Source organism: Deferrisoma palaeochoriense, assembly GCF_054656955.1.
On the sequence record NZ_BAAHXI010000041.1, the window covers coordinates 1 to 15257 of the forward strand.

Here is a 15257-nt window from a genome sequence, read left to right on the forward strand (position 1 = left end):
GAAGGTATTAGTATCTCTCTCCACAGAGAGAGGAACGGCGAACGTTTCTTGGCCCCCTGGCGTTCCGGGGGCTAGCCGTTTCCCGTGTGCTCCCCCTTTGCTTCCAGTGCGGCCAGGAGAACCCGGTGGAGGTCGGCGACCCGGAACGGCTTGGTGAGGAACGCCGCCCCTTCCTCCAGGAGGCCCTCGGCCCGGGCGAAGGATTCCGAGTATCCCGAGATGTACACGAGGGGAAGACCCGGAACCCCCTCCCGCAGGGCCACGCCCACCTCCCGGCCGCTTCGGCCCTCGAGCACCAGGTCCACCACGGCCGCATCCGGGCGGCGCCCGTCGAGGGCCTGGAGGGCGGCCTCCCCCGAGGCGAAGCCGAGGGGGCGGTAGCCCTGGGACTCCAGGAACTCGCAAAGCATCTCCCGGACCGCCGGTTCGTCCTCCACCACCCAGACCTCCGCCGCCGTGCGCGCCGGGGTCTCCGACGGCTCGTCCGGTTCCGCCGCCTCCCCGGCTTGATCCGCCGGGGGCGCCTCGGGCAGGTAGAGGCGGACCGTCGTGCCCACCCCCGGTTCGCTGTACACGTGGACGTGGCCGCGGCTCTGCTTCACGAACCCGTGCACCGTGGAAAGCCCGAGCCCCGTGCCTTTGCCCACGGGTTTCGTGGTGAAGAAGGGCTCGAACACGTGGGGGAGCACCTCGGGGGGGATGCCCTCCCCGGTGTCCGATACCGTGATCCGGGCGTAGGGGCCGGGCTCCAGGTCCCGGTGGTTTCGGGTGTAGGCTCCGTCGAGGTCCACCCGGTCCACCTCTACGAGGAGCCGCCCGCCCTGGGGCATGGCGTCCCGGGCGTTGGTGGCCAGGTTCACCAGCGCCTCCTGGAGCCGCGCCGGGTCCACCCGCGTCCACACGGATTCCGGCTCGCACTCGACCCGGAGCTCGATGTTCCGGGGGAGCAGGGGCCGCAGGAACTCCACCGCCTGGCGCACCTCGGCGCACAGATCCACGGTGCGGGGCCGGAGCGGCTGTTGCCGGGAGTAGGCGAGGAGTTGCCGGGCGATCTCGCCCCCCCGCTGGGCCGCCTGGGCCACGGCCCGGAACCGTCGGCGGGCCGACGGGTCCGCGGTTTCCAGTTCGCCGAGTTCCGCGTGGCCGAGGACCGCCGCCAGGAGGTTGTTGAACTCGTGGGCCACGCCCCCGGCCAGGCGGCCCACCGATCGAAGCCGGTCGGCCTGTTCGGCCCGGCGGCGGTTTTCCTCCCGCTCGGTCACGTCCCGAGCGTAGACGAGGGCCGCCGGACGGCCCTGGTACTCCATGGGGCTCGAAACGGCCTCCACGACCCTTCGTTCCCCGTCGGGCCGGGCCACGACGTAGGAGCGGGGCAGGGCGCCCCTTCGGTCGGCCGCGACCTCTTCAAAACTCTGCCGAACCCGCTCCCGGTCGTCGTCCATTACCAGGTCCTGGACGCGCCGGCCCAGGATCTCCGCCCGGGAGAGGCCGAGAAGCCGCTCGGTGGGCCGGTTCGCGTAGAGAATCTCCCCCGTTTCGAGATCGGCCACGAGCACGGCCTCCAGCGCGGTGTCGAGAAGCGCCCGGTAGCGCTCTTCCGAGGCCCGAAGTTCTGCCGTGCGCCGGCGCACCTCCCGCCGGAGCGACCGGTTCCACAGCACCAGCGCCCCTAAGGCCAGGAGGACGAGGGCGGCTCCCGCCGCGATGCTCCGGAGAACCGGCCGCCAATCCCGGGTGGAAACCGCGGGCCTGCCGAACCACTTCTCCCGAAGCCGCTCAAGCGTCCCGTCGGCGGTAAGGCGCCGCAAGGCCTGGTCCACCCGGTCCCGCAGGGCGGTTTGGCCCTTGGGCAGGGCGATGACCCGCTCGCCCACGGGCACGGGCTCCCCGATGGTGTGAATCCCCCGGAGCCCGAGCCGTTCGATCAGGTACGGGCCGGTGTGGCGGTTGCCCAGGTACGCGGTGACCTCCCCCGCCGCCAGGAGCCGCAGGGCCTCGGCCTGGTCGGGCACCACCACGGCCACGGCTTCGGGGCAGCGCTCGCGGAGCACCCGGTGGCCGATGTCGTTCTCCTCCACGGCCACGGTGCGGTGGGCGAGGGCGGAGAGGTCGGGGATGCCGGCGGTTCCCTCCCGGACGAAGATCGCGAGTTCGAGGGGGAGGATGGGGGTTCGGGTGAGGGCATAGCGCTCGGCCCGCCCCGGGGTGCGGGCCATGCACGAGAGGTCCACCTCGCCCCGGTCGAGGGCCCGCTCGACCTCGGCCCAGACGTAGGGCCGAAACGCCAGGGGCTCCCCGAGTTCCCGCGCCACGGCCCGCAGCACCTCGGCGTTGAAGCCCTGCGCGTTCCCGGCCTCCCACCACTCGTGGGGCGGGTAGTTGCGGTCCACCGCGGCCACCAGCGCCCCGGCCGGTCCGGCCGCGGTGAGGACCGCCAGGAGCACGAGGGGCAGGAGGCGGACCCGCATCATCGCCGGGGCCTACTCGTCGGCCTCGTAGGGCTCGGCCTCCCGGGGCTTTTCCAGGGCTTCCCTGCCCAGGGCGAACCCGAGCTCCAGGGCCTTGCGGTTGGGCTCCTCGGTCCCCGGCGGCACCCGGGCGAGCACGGCGGCCTCCAGGGCCGGCAGCCCCACGACGCCGGTGGCCCCGGCCAGGACCCCGAGGGCCGCGATGTTGGCAAAGAGCTCCCGGCCGAGTTCCTGGCGTACGGTGCGCACGATGGGCACCACCAGGGCCGACGAGCTCGGCGGGGTGGGCACGAGGTCCGCGTCCACGATGAGCACGCCGTCGTGCTTGAGGTCGTGGAAGTACTTGTCGCAGGCCTCCTGGGTCATGGCCAGGAGGATGTCGAGCCGTTGGGCCTTGGGGTAGTGGATGGGCCCGTCGCTGATGATCACCTCGGCCTTGCTCGCGCCGCCCCGGGCCTCGGGGCCGTAGCTCTGGGTCTGGACCACGTTCTTACCCTCGTGGAGCCCCGCGGCCTCGGCCAGGATGATGCCGCCGGTGATGAGGCCCTGGCCGCCGGAGCCCGCCAGGCGCACTTCGGTTCGCATGGTTTTCTCTCCTTCTCGGGTCAGGGCTCGGCGCCGGTGCGGTCGATCTTCTCCTCTTCCACGGTGGGCTCCGGCAGGGCCGCCCGGGCGGCCTGCCGTACCTTCTCGTACTCCCGGGTGTACTCGGGGGCCTCCCGCTCCACCAGGACCCCGGTGATGATCTTGCCGGCGAGTTCCTCGGGCGGCATCGCGGCGGCCTTCTTCACCGACACGGCGTGCTCCTTCTGCCACCGCATCATGTCCACGGGCCCGCCCAGGCGGTTCCGGCGGCCGTAGGTGGTGGGGCAGCCCGCGATCACCTCCACCACGGAGAATCCCGTATGGACGAACGCCTTCTGCAACAGGTTCTCCAGTTCCCTCACGTGGTAGGTCGTGGTGCGGGCCACGAAGGTCGCCCCGGCCGCCTCGGCGAGCCGCGACACGTCGAAGGGCTGGTCGAGGTTCCCGTAGACCGTGGTGGTGGAGAGGGCGCCGGTGGGGGTGGCCGGGCTCACCTGGCCACCGGTCATGCCGTAGATCTGGTTGTTCACGATCACGGCGGTCATGTCGATGTTGCGGCGGCACGCGTGGATGAAGTGGTTGCCGCCGATCCCCACCGAGTCGCCGTCGCCCATGATGGCGATCACCTTGAGGTGGGGCCGGGCCAGCTTGACCCCGGTGGCGAAGGCGAGCGCCCGGCCGTGGACCGTGTGCAGGGTGTTGAAGTCCACGTATACCGGGGCCCGGCTCGAGCACCCGATGCCGCTGGCCAGCACCACGTCGTCCTTGGGCCAGCCCAGCCGGTCGATGGCCCGCAGCAGGCACCCCAGCACCACGCCGTTGCCGCAACCCGGGCACCAGATGTGGGGGAATTTCTTCCCGTGGCGCAGGTAGTTCTGGATGATCTCTCGGTTCGAACGCTCCATCACAGCCACTCCCTGAGACCCTTGGCAATCTCGGCCGGGGTGATGAGCTCGCCGTCGTTTCGGACGAGTTTGTGGACGTCGGCGCGGCCCCGGGCGACCCGGAGCACCTCCCGGTACACCTGACCGCGGTTCATCTCGCACACGAGGAGCGCCTTCACCCCGCCGCGGCCCAGGAGCCGCTCGAAGGCCGCCCGGGGAAAGGGCCAGAGGGTCTGGAGCCGCAGGAGCCCCGCCCTCTTGCCCTGGGCCCGGAGTTCCTCCACGGCCTCCCGGGCGCTTCGGGCCACCGACCCGTAGGCCACCACCACGGCCTCGGCGTCGTCCAACCGCACGTCCTCTGTGACGCAGATCTCCCGGAACCCGCGCTCGATCTTCCGGAACAGGCGGTTCAGGCCCTGGACGATCTCGGTCTTTTGCTGGGTGGGGAACCCCATCCGGTCGTGCACGAGCCCGGTGACGTGGTAGCGGTACCCGTCGCCGAAGGCGGCCATGGGGGGCACGCCGGTGTTCGTCTCGTCGTAGGGGGCGTACCACTCGGGCGGCATGCTCGGCCGGATCCGGTCCACCCGCTCCACGGCGCCGCGGGCCGGCAGCCGGACCTTCTCGCGCATGTGGCCCACCACCTCGTCGAGCAGAAGGATCACCGGGTTTCGGTACTTCTCGCTCAGGTTGAAGGCCCGCACCGTCTGGTCGAAGGCTTCCCGCACCGAAGAGGCCGTGAGCACGATGATCGGGTGGTCGCCGTGGGTGCCCCACCGGGACTGCATCACGTCGCCCTGGGAGGGGCTCGTGGGAAGCCCGGTGGAGGGGCCGCCCCGCATCACGTCCACGATGACCACGGGAATCTCGGCGATGCACCCGTACCCGATGAGCTCCTGCATCAGGCTGAACCCGGGCCCCGAGGTGGCGGTCATGGCCTTGGCGCCGGCCAGGCTCGCCCCCAGGCAGGCCGCGAGGCTCGCGATCTCGTCCTCCATCTGGATGAAGGTGCCGCCTACGGCCGGCAGCCGGGCGGCCAGCCCCTCGGCGATCTCGGTGGAGGGGGTGATGGGGTAGCCCGCGTAGAACGTGCATCCCACCGCGAGCGCCGCCTCCACCACCGCCTCGTTGCCCTGGAGCAGGAGCTCCCGGGATCCCTTGGGCCTCATGACCGCTCCTCCTTGTCCTTCACGGTGATGGCGAAATCGGGGCATCGCAGCTCACACATGTGGCATCGGATGCAGTCCTCGGGCCGGGCGGGCACCGGGTGGCCGTCGGGGCCCCGTTCCAGCACGTTCTTGGGGCAGAAGGCGACGCAGATACCGCACTTCTTGCACCACGCCTTGTACACGGTTATGGGGTTTTCCCCGGGCGGGGCGGCCGGCTTGGCCGCCGGGGCTGCCTTACTCATGGGAGTCCTCCGTGAGCAAGCTGGAAGGCTGGGAGGCCGGAAAGCGAGAAGGGTAAGGATTTTCCAGCGTAAGCAGCATTCGTTCACCTCGGTTTGCGGCCGGGTTCAAGGAGTCAGGTCCGCGCACAGGCGGCCGAGCACCAGGAGGGCCGCCCCCCGCCAGGCGGCCTCCAGGACGAGGCCCGGCCGGAGGGTCTCGAGGGTCCGCTCGGCCAGGTACTCCCCGGCGCACCGCTCCAGGGAGAAGCCCGGGTGGAGCAGCCGGGCCGTCCCCTCCACGGAGAGGAGCGCCTTCACGAGGAGCGCGTGGCGGTGGGGAAACCGAACGCCCGCCCGCCGCGCCGCCCCCAGGAGGCCCAGGCCCAGGGCCGCGAGTTCGACCTCCTCGAGGCGCGGTCGCAGGGCGGCGCCGAGGACCCGGTCCACTTCCTCCACGAACGACGCCCGGCGCTCGCGGGGTACCCGAACGCCCAGGCGCTCCAGGTTCCGCAGGGCGAGCCCGGCATCCCGGGCCAAAAGGCCCACCAGCACCCCCAGAGCCGCCCGGCGCTCCCCCGGGCCGAGCCGGCCCCGGAGCCCGAAATCCACGTACCCGATCTCGCCGGCGGGGGTGATCAAAAGGTTCGCCGGGTGGAGGTCGGCGTGGAACAATCCCAGTTCCAAGACCTGCCGGAAGAACGCCCTTGCGCCCGTCTCCGCCAGGTCCCGATACTCCGGGTGCCGGCGGGCTTCGGGAGCCGAGAGCTTGTGACCCTCGATCCACCCGGCCGAAAGTACCCTGCGGGCCGTGCCGGGCCAGTACACCTCGGGGATCCGGATCCGGGGTTCTTCCCGCAGTCCCCGGGCCAGCTCGCAGGCGGTTTCCCCCTCGGCCCGAAGGTCGAGCTCCGCCCGGGCCGCCCGCTCGATCTCCCGCCACAGGGCTTCCGCGTCCACGCGGCCCCGCAGGGCCGGCCAGAGCCCGAGGCCCGGCGCCATCCGCCGCGCGAGCCGGAGGTTCCGGAGAACCCTCTCCTCCACCCCGGGCCGGAGCACCTTGACCGCGAGGGGCCTCCCGTCGGGGGTTTCCGCCCGGTGAACCTGGGCCACCGAGGCGCTGGCCACCGGTTGCGGAACGACCCGGCGGAAGACCGCCCCGGCGCCGGGACCGAGGGCGCGCTCGATCTCGGCCCGCACGTGGCCCCAGGGTACCGGAACGGCGCGATCTTGCAACGCCTCGAGTTCCCGCCGGAGGGAATCGGGCACCAGGTCGGGCCGCACCGACAGCACTTGGCCCAGCTTCACGAACCCGGGCCCCGCCCGTTCCAGGAACCGCCGAACCGCCCGGGCCCAGGGCGGGCCTCTACGGGTTTCCATCCCCCATCCGGTCGAGGCGCTCCTCCAGGGCCCGGAGCCGCTCGCGTAGTTCCCGGATTTCGTCCCGGAGATCCCGCGCCTCCTCGGGGCCCAGGAACCCCAACGCCCGGATCTGGTTCGCCGCCATGCGGCCCACCACGCCCTTGAGAAGCTCCTTTTCCCGGTCCACGGCCAGGAGGAACCGCTCGTATTCGTCGCGCACGTCCTCGGGCGTCTCCCGGGCCCGGCGGATCGCGTCGCGGATCCAGTCGTCGGCCTTTTCGTGCAGCAGGAGCCACAGGCCAAAAAAGGCCAGGCTTCCCTTTCCACCCGGCGTTTCGGACATGGGTTCGGTCTCCGGTCGACGGTCGTCGGACTTCGGTCGCTAGGCTGGGCGGCGAGGTGGCAGGGCGGCCAGGCGGCCGAACTTCCTCACCCCCTCCGTACTCTCCGTGCCCTCCGTGGTCCGTTTCGAATCGGTCCCCCCGGTCGGCGGTCGGGTGCCCCCGGGGGAACACGCACCCCCTCTCGTTAAGCCACTCCCCGATTCCTCGTGTCCTCCGTGCCCTCCGTGGTTCAACCGGAATCGGTTCCGGCTTCCCGCTGCGGGGGCGCCGGTGGAAGCTCGACCCAGAACCGGCTGCCCCGGCCGCCCGGGCCGTCCTCGACCCCGGCCCGCCCGCCGTGGGCCCGGGCCACGGCGGCCACGACGAAGAGACCCAGGCCGGTTCCCCGCTCGTCCCAGGTGCGAAACGGCCGGAACACCTCGTCGCGGCGTTCGGGCGGGATGCCCGGGCCTTCGTCGGCCACCTCGATCCGCAGCCCCCCGGAGGGGGTGGCCCTCGCCGCCAAGGTCACCCGGGAGCCCCGGGGGGCGTGTTTGAGGGCGTTGTCCACGAGGTTCGCGACGGCCCGTTCCACCATCATGGGATCGGCCCGGACGGCCGGGGGCGCCGGTTCATCGGCCTGGACCCGGAGTTCGACGCCGCGCATCCGGGCCTGGGGCCCGAAGGTCCGGGCCAGGCGCCCGAGGGCGGCGGCGGCCTCGAACGGGCGGGGCGCGGGGGCGAGGGTTCGGGCCTTGGCGCGCCCTTCCAGCACCAGGGTTTCGGCGAGATGCATGACCCGCTCCAGGGAGAACCGGGCGAGCGCCAGGATCTCGCCCGGCTCGGCCTCCGAGGGGGTCGGGCTGGCCAGGAGGTCCAGGAAACCCCGGACCGACCCGAGCTGCCCCCGGATGTCGTGGCTCAGGGCCGAAAGGAAGAGCCGCCGGTCCCGCGCCTCCCGGTCCAGGAGAAAGAGGAGGTCGTTCACGGTCTCCGCCAGGGCCCCGATTTCGCCCGCCGTGGCCTCCCGGTACACGGGGCATTCAGCGCAGGTGGGAAACCGGCACGGCCGGTCGGCCCCGGCCCCGCCCCGGATCCGCCAGCACCGCTCGTCGGTGCGGCCCCGGGCCTCGCAGGCCGCGTCGGGGCAGTCAAACCGCTCCCAGCAGGCCGGGGCCTCGGGATCGGGAAACCGCTCCCCGTACTCCCCCCGCTCCACCACCCGGCGCAGGATCTCCCGCGCGGTTTCCACCGCTCCGGCCAGGCGGTCCCGGTGGGCCCGGAGCTCGGCCTGGGCCCCGGCGAGGTCCCGCCGCAGACGGTTCTTTTCGTCCTCCACGACCCGCTGGAACGCCCCGGTCTGGCGGTGGAACCAGGTGGCCACCGCGAGCCCCGCGAACAGCACCGTGTTCAGGGCCCCGGTGTAGGGGTAGAGCCCCTCGGCCGCGGGCCAGCGCGCGGCCAGCACCGGCACGCCCACGTGGGAAACCACGCGGGCCATGGCAACCAGGGCTATGAGTCCTCCGAACCACCGCAGGTACACGCCGTCCACCGTGCGGGGAAGGCGCCTCGTCTCCCGGTGGAAGAGCACCGCGAGGGCCAACACCGTCAGGGCCCCGAGCCGGTCCACCCCCACCGCGAAAAGATCGCTCACGCCCGGTTCTCTCTCACCCGGGCCCGGATTCCTTTCCAGAGCAGGAAAAGTGCCGGAACCAGGATCAGGTGATCCCGGGCCCAGACCGGATACCCGGGAAGGAGGTGGCTCGTGAAGGCCCACAGGCTCCAGAGCCCGAACAGGGCGGCGCCCCCGGCGAGGAGGCGGCTGCCCGCGGCCCCGTTCCGCCGGGCCTGGAGCGCGAACTGGACCAGGGCGAGGGCCAAGGCGAGGTGGGCGATCTCGTGGGCCACGAGCCCCTCGCCGGAGTGCCGCTGCACGGCCCACGCGGTGCCGGGGAACGTGAGGAAGGATAAGAGCACGAGGGCGAAGGGGCGCATGTCGGGTCCCGTGGGAGAGAATGCCCGATTCGTACCACAGAACCTCGCAAAAACGCCAGACGGCGCCGGGCGATGCGGGAACGGGGGGCTCAAGTTTTCGGGGAAACCGCCGAACAGAAGAAAGGTCCGCACATCGAATCCGCTAGGGAGACGCGTTCCATGGATCTGGCAACCATTATTGGCCTGGCATCGGGAACGGTGCTGATCGTCGCGGCCATCGTGATCGGCGGGGCGCCGCTGGCGTTCGTGGACATCCCCTCGGTGCTCATCGTGGTGGGCGGCGTGATCGCGGTGACGTTTATCATGTTCCCGATGCGCACCGTGATCGGCGCCGTCAAGGTCGCGGTCAAGGCGTTCAAGGAGGATACCTGGAACCTCGACGAGATCATCGACCAGATGGTGAGCCTGTCGCGCCTAGCCCGCACCAACGGCATCCTGGCCCTGGAGGACGCCGAAAAGGAGATCACCAATCCGTTCCTCAAGAAGGGGATCCAACTCGCCGTGGACGGCAACGAGGAGGAGCTCATCCGGTTTATCATGTCCACCGACGTGAGCTTCACCCAGGAGCGCCACGCCATCGGCCAGAAGGTGTTCAAGCAGATGGGCGCCATGGGTCCGGCCTTCGGGATGATCGGCACCCTGATCGGGCTGGTGCAGATGCTCCGCTCCCTCGACGATCCTTCGTCCATCGGGCCGTCCATGGCGGTGGCGCTCCTCACGACCCTCTACGGGGCCCTGATCGCGAACCTCGTGTGCCTGCCCATCGCCAACAAACTCGAGTACCGGAGCAAGGAGGAGGCGCTGGCAAAGCAGGTGATCACCGAGGGGATCATCTCGATCATGCAGGGCGCGAACCCCAAGGTGCTGAAGGACAAGCTCGAGGCCTTCATCGCCCCGACCATGCGGAAGGAAAAACGCGACGGCGGCGGTGGCGGCGAGGCGGCCGGGGAGGCGGCCTAGATGGACGAACTCCTGAACAAGGGGCCCCAGGAAGAGGCCGAGGAGGGGGCGCCGGCGTGGATGGCGACCTTCGCCGACATGTCCACCCTGCTCCTCACGTTCTTCGTGCTCCTGCTCTCCTTTGCCAACATGGACGCCCAGAAATTTCGGGAGATGCTCGGGAGCGTCAAGGACGCCTTCGGGGTGCAGAAGGAGACCTGGGGCGACTACATGGCCCGGTCCGAAAGTCCCATCGAGCAGATGCTCCAGCAGGCCATGGAGGAAGGCCAGGGCCAGACGGAGGAGCAGGGCATGTCGATGCAGCAGTTCCTGAGCATCGTCCAGGCCCTGTTCCAGGAGCTGGGGGGCGCGGCCGAGGTCACCATGGACGAGGAGGGGGTCACCGTGCGGGTGGAGGGGAAGCTCCTCTTCCCCTCGGGTTCGGCCGACCTCAAGCCCGAGGCCGCGGCCGTGCTGGACCGGATCGCCGCCCTCATCAAGAAGTACACCCTCGATCTATACATCCTGGGCCACACCGACTCGGTGCCGATCCACACCGAGCGGTTTCCCTCCAACTGGGAGCTCAGTTCCGCCCGGGCAACGGCGGCCCTGCGGTACCTCGTGGAGCGCGGCGCCGACCCCGCCCGGCTCGTGGCCGTGGGGTTCGCCGACAGCCGGCCCATCGCCCCCAACGACACCCCCGAGGGCCGGGCCCGAAACCGCCGGGTGGAGTTCGTGTTCAAGAGCCCCGAGTCCCTGCCCCAGGGCGGGTACCGGCCGGCGCGGCCGTAAACGAAGGTTCGGCGGCTGGGCGGTGAGGCGGCTAGTGGTCCGTCTCACAAAAAAGCATGCACATTGCGGCGGAGGGGCTGGGGGTCCGGCGAAGCGCGACGGCGGAGCAACTCGGGCCGCCCGGCGCCAGGGGAGCGGCCGCGGCGCGTGCCCTCACGCGCCGCAGCGGACCGCGCCGAGGCAGCCCCTGCGAGGCCGTTCAGCGAAGGAGGGGCCCCAGCCCCACCCCGTGGAAATACTACGGGATTTAGGGAACGCCTCGCTAGAAAGCGAGGCAGCGTTGGGGCGAGCCGTGTCCGCCGGTCACCCCCGCTTTCGGTAGATCCTGAGCCGCGCGTCCCAGGGCTCGAAGCGATCGGCCCCCAGGCCGAGGAGCGTCTCGCTGGTGCCGAGGACCAGGGCGCCCCCCGGCTGGAGCGCCCGGGCCAGGTGCTCCAGCACCCAGGTCTGGACCGGTCGGCGCAGGTAGATGAGCACGTTCCGGCAGGCCACGAGATCCTGCCCCTCGGGGTAGGTGGCCGGGTCCAGGAGGTCCCCGGCCCGAAACCGCACCCGGGCCCGCACCTCGGGGCGCACCCGCCAGCGGCCTTCCCCCACGGGTTCGAGGACCCGGGCGCGCTGCGCCTCCGAAAGGCCCTCCACCTCCCGTTCCCCGTACTCCCCGGCCCGGGCCAGGGCCGCCTCGTCCCGGTCGGTGCCCAGCACCTCGAACGGGCGGCCGGGGGGAAGCGCCCCGAGGGCCGTGGCCGCCAGGGAGAAGGCCTCCTGGCCCCGGGAGCACCCGAGGCTCCAGAGCCGGAGCGGCACGCCGGGGAGCTTGGGGGCGGCGAGCTCCGGCAAAAGCCGGCCCAGGGCCGCGAAGGCCGCGGGGTCGCGGAAGAACCCGGAGACCGCGACGCTCAGGCTCCGGGCGAAGCGCCGCGCCTCCCCGGGGTTCGCGGCCGCGAACGCGGCGTAGGCCTCCGGGTCCGGCAGGGCGAGCGCCTTGCACCGGGCCCGCACCCGCCGCACGATCGCCGTTTCCTTGTAGGCCCGGAGCTCTAAGCCGGTTTCCCGTTCCACGGCCTCGGCGAGCCGCCGGAACCAGGCCAGATCGTCCCAGGGGTGGGGGAACCGGGGCAGGGAAGGCATGGCGGGTGGGTCACCGCGACCGGAAGTGGTCGTGCCCGGCCCGGCGGGGCGCCCAGGGAGCGCCGCGGTCGAGGACCCGAACGCCGGGCTCCGGGGTGACCCGGCCGATCCGCCACACGGGGGTGGCGGCGGCTCGGGCCAGGGTTTCCACCGCCCTCCGTTGCCCCGGGGGAGCGGAGAACAGGAGTTCGTAGTCCTCGCCTCCCCCGAACACCCACTCCCGAGGGTCGGCGCCCAAAAACTCCGCCGCGCGCCCGAGATCCGCCGGGACCGGCACCCGCTCGGCCCACACCTCGGCGCCCACGCCGCTCGCCCGGGCCAGGTGCCCGAGATCCTGGAGGAGCCCGTCCGAGACGTCGATCAGGGCCGAGGCCGCCTGGGTCCTCCCCAGGGCCCGGCCCAGGGCGAGCCGGGGCTCCGGCCGGAGGTGCCGGCGTACGAGGTGGGGGAACTCCCCTTCTCGGCCGGCCTGGAGGAGCGCGAGCCCGGCCGCGCTCTCCCCCGGGAATCCGGTCACGTAGAGGTCGTCCCCCGGCCGGGCGCCGGACCGCAGGACGGCCCGTTCGGCCCGGCCCAGGAGGGCCACCGACACCGTCAGGTCCCGGGCGGCGGTGGTGTCGCCCCCGGCGAGAACGCACCCGAACGCCCGGGCCGCCTCCCGGAGCCCCCGGTAGAACCCCTCGATCCAGGACACGGGGAGGTCGGGGGGGGCGGACAGGGTCAGGGTGAAGGCCCAGGGGGTGCCGCCCATGGCCGTCACGTCGCTTGCGTTCACGGCCAGGGCCTTCCAGCCCAGGTCTTCGGGCCGGCCCCAGGCACGGCAAAAGTGGACGCCCTCCACGAGGGCGTCGGCCGTGAAGAGAAGAACGCCGTCCTCCAGGGGGAGGACGGCGGTGTCGTCGCCGGGCCCCTCTGCCGTTCGGGCCGGGAGGAGCCCCAACCGCCGGAGGAGGCCGAACTCCCCGAGGTCCGCGAGCCTCACGAGGCGGCGGCCTCCCGGGGTTCGGCCGCGTCAGCAGGGGGCTTCAGGGCCAGGTCGATCACCTCGTCCATGGTCTTCACCAGATGGAAGGTGAGGGCCCGACGGACCTTGGGCGGCAGGTCCTCCAGATCCTTTTCGTTCCGCTCGGGAAGGATCACGGCCTTGAGCCCGGCCCGCATGGCCGCCAGGCACTTCTCCTTGATCCCGCCCACCGGGAGCACCCGGCCCCGCAGGGTGATCTCGCCGGTCATGCCCACGGTGTGGTCCACCGGCCGGCCGGTCATCACGCTCAGTAGGGCCACGGCCATGGTGATCCCGGCCGAGGGGCCGTCTTTGGGGATGGCCCCGGCGGGCACGTGGATGTGGACCTCCCGCTGGTCGAAGAAGTCCTCGGGCACCCCGAGGTCGGCGGCCTTGCTCCGGGCGTAGGAGAGGGCCGCCTGGGCCGACTCCTTCATCACGTCGCCGAGCTGGCCCGTGAGGATCAGCTTGGGCGACCCCTTCATGGTGGTGACCTCGATGTGGAGGATGTCGCCGCCGCTCTGGGTCCAGGCGAGCCCGGTCGCCACTCCCACGAGGTCGTCCTCCACCTCGGCCTCGGGCAGAAACCGCGGCGGGCCCAGGTACCGGTGGAGGTTCCTTCGGGTGATGCGGTGCTTTGTGGCCTGGCCCTCGGCCACTCGCCGGGCGACCTTCCGGCACAGGTTCGCGATCTCCCGCTCGAGGTTTCGCAGGCCTGCCTCCCGGGTGTACTGGTCGATCACCATGCCGAGGGCCTCGTCCGAGATCTCCAGATGCTCCCCGGTGAGCCCGTGCTCGGCCATCTGACGGGGGATCAGGTGCCGGCGGGCGATCTCGAGCTTCTCCTCCCGGGTGTAGCCCGACAGCCGGATCACCTCCATCCGGTCCAGGAGCGCCGGCGGGATCGGGTCGATCAGGTTCGCGGTGCAGATGAACATGACCTCCGAGAGGTCGAACGGCACGTTCAGGTAGTGATCCTCGAAACTGGAGTTCTGGGCCGGGTCGAGCACCTCCAGGAGCGCCGAGGCCGGGTCGCCCCGGAAGTCCTGGCCGATCTTGTCCACCTCGTCCAGCATGAACACGGGGTTGCGGGAGCCCGCCTTGCGGATCCCCTGCACGATCCGGCCGGGCATGGCGCCCACATAGGTGCGGCGGTGACCGCGGATCTCGGCCTCGTCCTTGACGCCCCCGAGGCTCATCCGCACGAACTTGCGGCCCATGGCCCGGGCGATGGACTGGCCCAGGCTCGTCTTCCCCACCCCCGGCGGCCCCACGAAGCACAGGATCGGGCCCTTGGTGTCGGGCTTGAGCTTCTTGACCGCAAGGTGCTCCAGGATCCGGTCCTTGACCTTCTCCAGGTCGTAGTGGTCCTCGTCCAGGATTTTCTTGGCCCGCGGGATGTCGATGTTGTCCTTGGTGCGTTTTTTCCAGGGCATCTCGGTGAGCCACTCGATGTAGGTACGGATCACCGCCGCCTCGGCCGAGGACGGGGGCATGCCCTGGAGCCGCTTGAGCTCCCGCTCGGCCTCGGCCCGGGCCTCCTTGGGCATCTTGGCCTTCTCGATCTTCTCCCGGAGGTTCTCGATCTCCTCCCCCCGGTCGTCGGTGATCCCGAGCTCGTCCTGGATCGCCTTGAGCTGCTGGCGCAGGAAGTACTCCCGCTGGCTCTTGTTCATCTCCTCCTTGGCGGCCGATTTGATCTTGGCCTGGACCATGAGCACCTGGAGTTCCCGCTCCAGCAGGCTGTGGACCCGGTTGATCCGGTCCTTGGGGTCCACGGCCTCGAGCACCTGCATGGCGTCCGCCACCTTCAGGTTCACGTTGGCCGCCACGATGTCGGCGAGCCGGCCCGGGTCCTCCACGTTCTCCAGGATCATCATGATCTCGGTGGAGATGCCCTTGCCCATGTTCACGATCTCTTCGAGCTTTTCGCGCACCGAGCGCATCAGCGCCTCGGACTCGTAGTCGGGTTCGCTCAGCACGGTTTCGGGCACGGGCTCCACCCGGACCCGGTAGCAGGGGTCGGTGGTCAGGATCTCCTTTCGCCGGGCGCGGCTCAGCCCCTGCACCAGGATCTTGATGCGGCCGTCGGGGAGCTTGAGCATCCGCATGATCATGCCCACGGTGCCCATCTCGTAGATGTCGTCGGGCCCGGGTTCCTCGGTGGCCACCTCCTTCTGGGTGGCCAGGTACAGCATGCGGTTGCCCTGGAGGGCCTCCTCCACCGCGGCCACGGATTTTTCCCGCCCCACGAAGAGCGGGAGGATCATGAACGGAAACACCACCACGTCCCGCACCGGGAGCATGGGCAGGACCTCGGGGATCTCCACCCCCTGGATCTCGGCGTTTTCCGCAACGGTTGGCGTGTTCTCGCTCTGCGACATGGAT

At 71.2% G+C, this 15257-nt stretch carries 14 protein-coding genes; 2 read left to right on the top strand and 12 right to left on the bottom strand.

Going from position 1 to position 15257, the window contains the following annotated elements; all coding sequences use genetic code 11:
• Positions 1-71 precede the first annotated feature (71 nt).
• From ACYQ8L_RS11905 to ACYQ8L_RS11945, 9 genes are all read right to left on the bottom strand, one after another.
• Entirely contained in the window at positions 72-2471 is a 2400-nt protein-coding gene (locus ACYQ8L_RS11905; protein WP_459942023.1) for a transporter substrate-binding domain-containing protein, read from the bottom strand.
• Positions 2472-2480: 9 nt separating this feature from the next.
• Complete coding sequence (locus ACYQ8L_RS11910) at positions 2481-3053, bottom strand: 2-oxoacid:acceptor oxidoreductase family protein (RefSeq protein ID WP_459942024.1); 573 nt, start codon at positions 3051-3053, stop codon at positions 2481-2483.
• A gap of 20 nt (positions 3054-3073) precedes the next feature.
• A complete protein-coding gene (locus tag ACYQ8L_RS11915; RefSeq protein ID WP_459942025.1) occupies positions 3074-3958 on the bottom strand; it encodes a 2-oxoacid:ferredoxin oxidoreductase subunit beta in 885 nt (294 codons plus the stop codon).
• Positions 3958-5106 (bottom strand): 2-oxoacid:acceptor oxidoreductase subunit alpha, encoded by a 1149-nt coding sequence (locus tag ACYQ8L_RS11920; RefSeq protein WP_459942026.1) that lies wholly within the window; start codon positions 5104-5106, stop codon positions 3958-3960. Before ACYQ8L_RS11920 ends, ACYQ8L_RS11915 begins: the two co-directional genes overlap by 1 nt.
• Positions 5103-5348: a 4Fe-4S dicluster domain-containing protein gene (locus ACYQ8L_RS11925; protein ID WP_459942027.1), complete on the bottom strand. Its 246-nt coding sequence runs from the start codon at positions 5346-5348 to the stop codon at positions 5103-5105. Before ACYQ8L_RS11925 ends, ACYQ8L_RS11920 begins: the two co-directional genes overlap by 4 nt.
• A 105-nt stretch (positions 5349-5453) precedes the next feature.
• A complete protein-coding gene (locus ACYQ8L_RS11930) occupies positions 5454-6704 on the bottom strand; it encodes an ABC1 kinase family protein (protein ID WP_459942028.1) in 1251 nt (416 codons plus the stop codon).
• Positions 6691-7029 carry a hypothetical protein gene (locus ACYQ8L_RS11935; RefSeq protein ID WP_459942029.1) on the bottom strand — a complete coding sequence of 113 codons (339 nt, stop codon included), beginning with the start codon at positions 7027-7029 and terminating at the stop codon, positions 6691-6693. The genes ACYQ8L_RS11930 and ACYQ8L_RS11935 overlap by 14 nt, the downstream gene beginning before the upstream one ends.
• 230 nt (positions 7030-7259) lie before the next feature.
• Entirely contained in the window at positions 7260-8663 is a 1404-nt protein-coding gene (locus tag ACYQ8L_RS11940) for a sensor histidine kinase (RefSeq protein WP_459942030.1), read from the bottom strand.
• The gene (locus tag ACYQ8L_RS11945) at positions 8660-9004 is read right to left on the bottom strand and encodes a hypothetical protein (protein WP_459942031.1); all 345 of its coding nucleotides are present in this window, start codon (positions 9002-9004) and stop codon (positions 8660-8662) included. The genes ACYQ8L_RS11940 and ACYQ8L_RS11945 overlap by 4 nt, the downstream gene beginning before the upstream one ends.
• Before the next feature lie 159 nt (positions 9005-9163).
• Here ACYQ8L_RS11945 and ACYQ8L_RS11950 point away from each other — a divergent pair, with 159 nt between their 5' ends.
• Complete coding sequence (locus ACYQ8L_RS11950; protein WP_459942032.1) at positions 9164-9964, top strand: motility protein A; 801 nt, start codon at positions 9164-9166, stop codon at positions 9962-9964.
• Complete coding sequence (locus ACYQ8L_RS11955; protein ID WP_459942033.1) at positions 9965-10735, top strand: OmpA family protein; 771 nt, start codon at positions 9965-9967, stop codon at positions 10733-10735.
• A gap of 303 nt (positions 10736-11038) precedes the next feature.
• Here ACYQ8L_RS11955 and ACYQ8L_RS11960 read toward each other — a convergent pair whose 3' ends face one another.
• From ACYQ8L_RS11960 to lon, 3 genes are read right to left on the bottom strand one after another with little or no spacing between them, the layout of a single operon-like run.
• On the bottom strand, positions 11039-11866 hold the full coding sequence (locus ACYQ8L_RS11960; RefSeq protein WP_459942034.1) for a CheR family methyltransferase: 828 nt from the start codon (positions 11864-11866) through the stop codon (positions 11039-11041).
• A 10-nt stretch (positions 11867-11876) separates the two neighbouring features.
• Entirely contained in the window at positions 11877-12848 is a 972-nt protein-coding gene (thiL, locus tag ACYQ8L_RS11965) for a thiamine-phosphate kinase (RefSeq protein WP_459942035.1), read from the bottom strand.
• Entirely contained in the window at positions 12845-15253 is a 2409-nt protein-coding gene (gene lon / locus ACYQ8L_RS11970; RefSeq protein WP_459942036.1) for an endopeptidase La, read from the bottom strand. The genes thiL and lon overlap by 4 nt, the downstream gene beginning before the upstream one ends.
• Positions 15254-15257: the final 4 nt, after the last annotated feature.

Bases quoted from the DNA above. Each gene is read 5' to 3' on its own strand.
- ACYQ8L_RS11905 (WP_459942023.1), bottom strand. From the start codon at position 2,471: ATGATGCGGGTCCGCCTCCTGCCCCTCGTGCTCCTGGCGGTCCTCACC.
- ACYQ8L_RS11910 (WP_459942024.1), bottom strand. From the start codon at position 3,053: ATGCGAACCGAAGTGCGCCTGGCGGGCTCCGGCGGCCAGGGCCTCATC.
- ACYQ8L_RS11915 (WP_459942025.1), bottom strand. From the start codon at position 3,958: ATGGAGCGTTCGAACCGAGAGATCATCCAGAACTACCTGCGCCACGGG.
- ACYQ8L_RS11920 (WP_459942026.1), bottom strand. From the start codon at position 5,106: ATGAGGCCCAAGGGATCCCGGGAGCTCCTGCTCCAGGGCAACGAGGCG.
- ACYQ8L_RS11925 (WP_459942027.1), bottom strand. From the start codon at position 5,348: ATGAGTAAGGCAGCCCCGGCGGCCAAGCCGGCCGCCCCGCCCGGGGAA.
- ACYQ8L_RS11930 (WP_459942028.1), bottom strand. From the start codon at position 6,704: ATGGAAACCCGTAGAGGCCCGCCCTGGGCCCGGGCGGTTCGGCGGTTC.
- ACYQ8L_RS11935 (WP_459942029.1), bottom strand. From the start codon at position 7,029: ATGTCCGAAACGCCGGGTGGAAAGGGAAGCCTGGCCTTTTTTGGCCTG.
- ACYQ8L_RS11945 (WP_459942031.1), bottom strand. From the start codon at position 9,004: ATGCGCCCCTTCGCCCTCGTGCTCTTATCCTTCCTCACGTTCCCCGGC.
- ACYQ8L_RS11950 (WP_459942032.1), top strand. From the start codon at position 9,164: ATGGATCTGGCAACCATTATTGGCCTGGCATCGGGAACGGTGCTGATC.
- ACYQ8L_RS11955 (WP_459942033.1), top strand. From the start codon at position 9,965: ATGGACGAACTCCTGAACAAGGGGCCCCAGGAAGAGGCCGAGGAGGGG.
- ACYQ8L_RS11960 (WP_459942034.1), bottom strand. From the start codon at position 11,866: ATGCCTTCCCTGCCCCGGTTCCCCCACCCCTGGGACGATCTGGCCTGG.
- lon (WP_459942036.1), bottom strand. From the start codon at position 15,253: ATGTCGCAGAGCGAGAACACGCCAACCGTTGCGGAAAACGCCGAGATC.